Origin of the sequence: Streptomyces sp. rh34 (assembly GCF_002551245.1) — a bacterium.
Classification (GTDB): Bacteria; Actinomycetota; Actinomycetes; order Streptomycetales; family Streptomycetaceae; genus Streptomyces.
In genome coordinates this window covers 1-3,963 of record NZ_NTGZ01000409.1, presented here as the reverse complement: position 1 = coordinate 3,963, position 3,963 = coordinate 1, and the positions used below count along the sequence as shown (strand labels likewise).

Genomic DNA, 3,963 nt, shown 5'->3' with positions numbered 1-3,963 from the left:
GATCGCCACCCGGTACGACAAGACCGCCGAGTCCTATGAAGCAGCCGTCACCCTCGCATCACTCCTGATGTGGGCGTGACATTTGACGACAGAACCTAGTCGTGCTCCAGGGCTGCGGATCTGGTGCCGTCCTGGCCGTACTCCTGCCCGCCGTAGTCCTAGTAGTGCTTGGTCATGTGTGGTTTGTGATGGCGTGTCTTCTTGATCGGTCGTGTCGTTGACCGGGTGTGCTGAGCGAGGAGTTGGCTGCGGTCCGGTGTGATCTGGAGGACTTCGCGGCGGAGATGTTCGAGCCGTTCGCGCGGGCGGATCAGCGGCGGTGGGGTGGGGTCTATCTGCGGGGTCTGCTGCTGGACGGCGGGCGCAAGTCTGTGGAGCCGATGGCCGCCCGCCTGGGCGAGGACGGGAATCGGCAGGCCCTGGCCCACTTCGTCACCTCCAGCCCGTGGGACGCGGCGCATGTGCGGGCCCGGCTGGCCTGGCGCATGCAGCCGGTCATCAAACCCACCGCACTGGTCATCGATGACACCGGGTTCCTCAAGGACGGGGACGCGTCGGCTTGCGTGACCCGGCAGTACACCGGCACCGCGGGCAAGGTCACCAACTGCCAGGCCGGGGTCTCGCTGCACCTGGCTTCCAACGGCGCCTCGGCGGCGGTGAACTGGCGCCTGTTCCTGCCCGGGAGCTGGGATCCCGCCTCGCCCAAGGCCGATCCGGCCAAGGTCGCCCGCCGTGACAAGTGCGCCATCCCTGCCCAGGTGGGCCATGTCGAGAATTGGCAGCTGGCCCTCGACATGATCGACGAGACGTGGTCCTGGGGCATCGAGGTGCCCCAGGTCATCGCCGACGGCGGCTACGGGGACACTGCCGCTTTTCGGACCGGCCTGGAGACACGCGGTCTCAACTACGTGGTGGGGATTCCGACCACGACCACCGCGCAGCCCGAGGACGCACAGCCATGCGTCCCGGACTGCTCCGGCCGTGGCCCACGGCCGGTTCCTGCCTACCCCGAGCCGGCACAACGAGTGAAGAGCCTGGTCATCGCGGCCGGGAAACGTGCCGCGCGGCCGGTGCAGTGGAGGGAGGGATCACGGCCGGGCAGTGGCCGCAGCGGGTACAAGCGCATGTATTCGCGGTTCGTGGCCCTGCGGGTCCGGCCCGCCGGACGTGAGATCCGCAAGGCCACGGCCGGCGCCGAGCTTCCGGTCCGCTGGCTGCTGGCCGAATGGCCGGCCGACCAGGACGAGCCCGTGCAGTTCTGGCTCTCCAACCTGCCCGAGACCACCCCGTTGCCCGTCCTTGTGCGCACCGCGAAGCTCCGCTGGCGCGTCGAGAACGACTACCGGGAGATGAAGCAGGCCCTCGGCCTGGCCCACTTCGAGGGCCGAACCTGGCCGGGCTGGCACCACCACGTCACTCTCGTCTCGGTCGCCCACGCCTTCTGCACCTTGCAGCGACTGAGTCGATCCCCAAAAGGGACGGCGCCGGCCTGAGTCTCTACCGAGTCGTTCGCGAGCTGCAGATACTCCTCGTGATCTGGACCGGCGCCTGCCCCACCTGTCACCGCGACATGCCAGACCCCGCACCAACATGACCAAGCACTACTAGTCCCCCGTCGTACCCTCTCGTTACGCCTCTGAGCGCGGCCCGGGCGGGCATCAGCGGACCGTCCGCCGCAGTTTCGCCATGGTTATGGGTGACGAGAATTCAGATATGACCGGATCGGTGTTCGCGAGAGGTACTACAGCGGTTGTGGCGGCAGCCGTGCTCGCCTTGGCAGGGTGCGATGAGGGACCGCCGGAGAAAGGGTTCAAGTGGACAGCGATGGTGCAGCAAATCCAGACGGTTCGGGTGTTGACTGAGGAATCGTTCTGGGAGCGCACCAGTACGGTTCCCGGTGGAAGCGATGGCATGGGGACCAACCCGCTGCTCTTCGGGTTCGCCGCGAAGGTGTCCCCCGCGCCAGGCCCACCCCAGCAGCCTCCGCAGGTTCTGGTGACGATGGACGGCCGGCAGGCTGTCGTGTATATGAAGTACCTGCGTCGGCACGGCTGGGTCCTTGAGCCGGAAAGCGCGGATGCCCAGGCTGCTTACACAACGATGGAGCATGCCCTGGGACACGCAGCAGAACGTGAAGAGCAGTCCGTGGAAGTGGATCTCCTCCCTGAATGAAACGGATCGCGGGTCGACACGTTCGATGCCAATGACGGCGAGCTCCCGGGCTAGCATCCGGACGTATCTCGCCCTCGGCAGTACCAGTGCCGGGGGCGAGACGCATCGGGGCCAGGAGGGTCAGGCGGCCCAGCCGATAGAGGAGACGTAGCTGTAGCCGTCGTAGTCCGAGCCGATCAGGTCCAGGATTTCGTCCCACACCGCGTCCAGCTCGTCCAGGTCGTCGTCCATCCACGCGTCGACCGCCCGGTCCCAGACGCCCCGGACGTTGACGCTGCGGCTGGACAGGTCCCGCCGGTATCGCTCGTCAACGCCGGTCTGGTTGACCGGGTTGATCTCCACCCGTGTCCCCCGGCCGTTGTTGTTGAGCCGGTGCTTGAGGTCGGTGGCGACGTTGCGGCGGCGCAGGTCCCAGTACGCGGCATCGAGGCGGGCGAGGTTCGCCTTGTTCGGGGTGTGTTCCTCGGCAAGCCAGGCCATCAGGGTGCGGGGGGATACGTGGACGCCGGCGCGGTCCATCGCCTCGTATCCGGCGTCGGACTTGGTGAGGTAGTTCAGGCGGGCGGCGAGGCCGCGGTCGCTGTCCACCGGTGAGGCGACACCGCGCACCATCCCCTCGATGGCGATGCCGAGTGCTTCGGCTCCGGGGGCGCCGTTTGCGCCGTACTTGCCGAAGTCTTTCCAGCGTCCGGCCATCAGCCGCCCACCTTCCCGACCAGGTACTCACCGGACGCCTTGCCGTCACCGGTCTTGATCTTCAGTTCGGACACGCCCCGGCCCTCGGTGAACACCTGCCTCCAGTCCCCGATCACGTGGAGCTCGTCGGTGTGCTTGAGCGCGACGACGTCCAGCCCGGCCTGGTGGGCCTTGTAGGCGCGGCCGCAGTGCAGCGCGTACGCCTGGCTGTGGATGTTGTGCATCCAGTCGGGGCGGACCATCTCGCGGTTGTGGATCGACTCCCCCATGGTGCTGACGAATTTGCTGTACATGGATTTGACGTACTCCAGCGTCAGCTTGTCCCCGGCGGTGATCGCCTCCGACCGGGCGGCGACCAGGAGCTTGCGCAGGGCGTCGAGGAAGTTCTCGGTCGCACCGGACGTCCAGGACTCGTGGACCGTGGGGGCCTGGGTCAGTCCCCACTTCGGGCCGGACAGGCGCAGCAGGAGACGGAGGGTGGCGTCGGTGATCCATAGGGCGCCGGGTTCGTCGCGGTCCCCGAGCGGGTCGGGCAGGTGGGGGTGGGTCCACTCGGCGGGGGTGATCAGGTGGACCCCGGAGCGCTTCGGGCCGACGCCGTCCGCGCCCGTGGTGTGCTCCAGCTTCCCGATCGGCAACCACACCTTCAGCGCGGACAGGTAGGCGGCGTTGACGTCCAGGGCGGTCACCCGGAGGTCCGCGTTGGGCGCGCGGAGGGAGTAGGCGGGGTTGTTGTAGGCGGGGCGGGCCTCCCAGATCTGGTCCGGCTCACGCTTGGACGGCTTGTGCAGGACGTCGGGGAGCGCCGGGTAGGCGGTGTACTCGTAACGGGCGGTGGCCCGGGTTTCGTTGAAGAGGTGCATGACGTCGGGGATCGCCCGGCCGATCAGCGCCTTCAACGCGGCGTCCTCGTCCCCGCCGGCGCGCTCCGCTTCCTGCTCGACCGCGCCCCGGATCAGGCCCATCAGGTCCGCTTCGGCGCGCTCTGCGCTCTTGGACCGGCGCTGCGGGCGGGTCGGCACCCGGGCCGGAACCGGCGACACCGGAGCCGCAGCGGGCACGGCAGGGGCCGGGGCCTGTCTCTTATACACATCT

The 3,963-nt window shown here is 68.1% G+C and carries 4 protein-coding genes; 2 read left to right on the top strand and 2 right to left on the bottom strand.

The window, feature by feature from the left end; genetic code table 11:
- The first annotated feature begins 227 nt into the window (after positions 1-227).
- Together CR470_RS36285 and CR470_RS36280 are read left to right on the top strand one after the other, a co-directional pair.
- Complete coding sequence (locus tag CR470_RS36285; RefSeq protein WP_097871879.1) at positions 228-1,493, top strand: IS701 family transposase; 1,266 nt, start codon at positions 228-230, stop codon at positions 1,491-1,493.
- A gap of 220 nt (positions 1,494-1,713) precedes the next feature.
- Entirely contained in the window at positions 1,714-2,172 is a 459-nt protein-coding gene (locus tag CR470_RS36280) for a hypothetical protein (RefSeq protein WP_143663963.1), read from the top strand.
- A 120-nt stretch (positions 2,173-2,292) separates the two neighbouring features.
- Here the strand turns inward: CR470_RS36280 and CR470_RS36275 are convergent, their stop codons facing one another.
- Together CR470_RS36275 and CR470_RS36270 are read right to left on the bottom strand one after the other, a co-directional pair.
- Positions 2,293-2,868, bottom strand: coding sequence for a transcriptional regulator (locus CR470_RS36275; protein ID WP_097871874.1), 576 nt, complete (start codon positions 2,866-2,868; stop codon positions 2,293-2,295).
- On the bottom strand, positions 2,868-3,963 hold a 1,096-nt coding region (locus tag CR470_RS36270), incomplete at its 5' end, for a DNA-binding protein (protein WP_107489542.1). The genes CR470_RS36275 and CR470_RS36270, both read right to left, overlap by 1 nt.

What these genes read in the sequence shown, in the direction of transcription:
- CR470_RS36280 (WP_143663963.1), top strand. Translation starts at nt 1,714, where the DNA reads ATGACCGGATCGGTGTTCGCGAGAGGTACTACAGCGGTTGTGGCGGCA.
- CR470_RS36275 (WP_097871874.1), bottom strand. Translation starts at nt 2,868, where the DNA reads ATGGCCGGACGCTGGAAAGACTTCGGCAAGTACGGCGCAAACGGCGCC.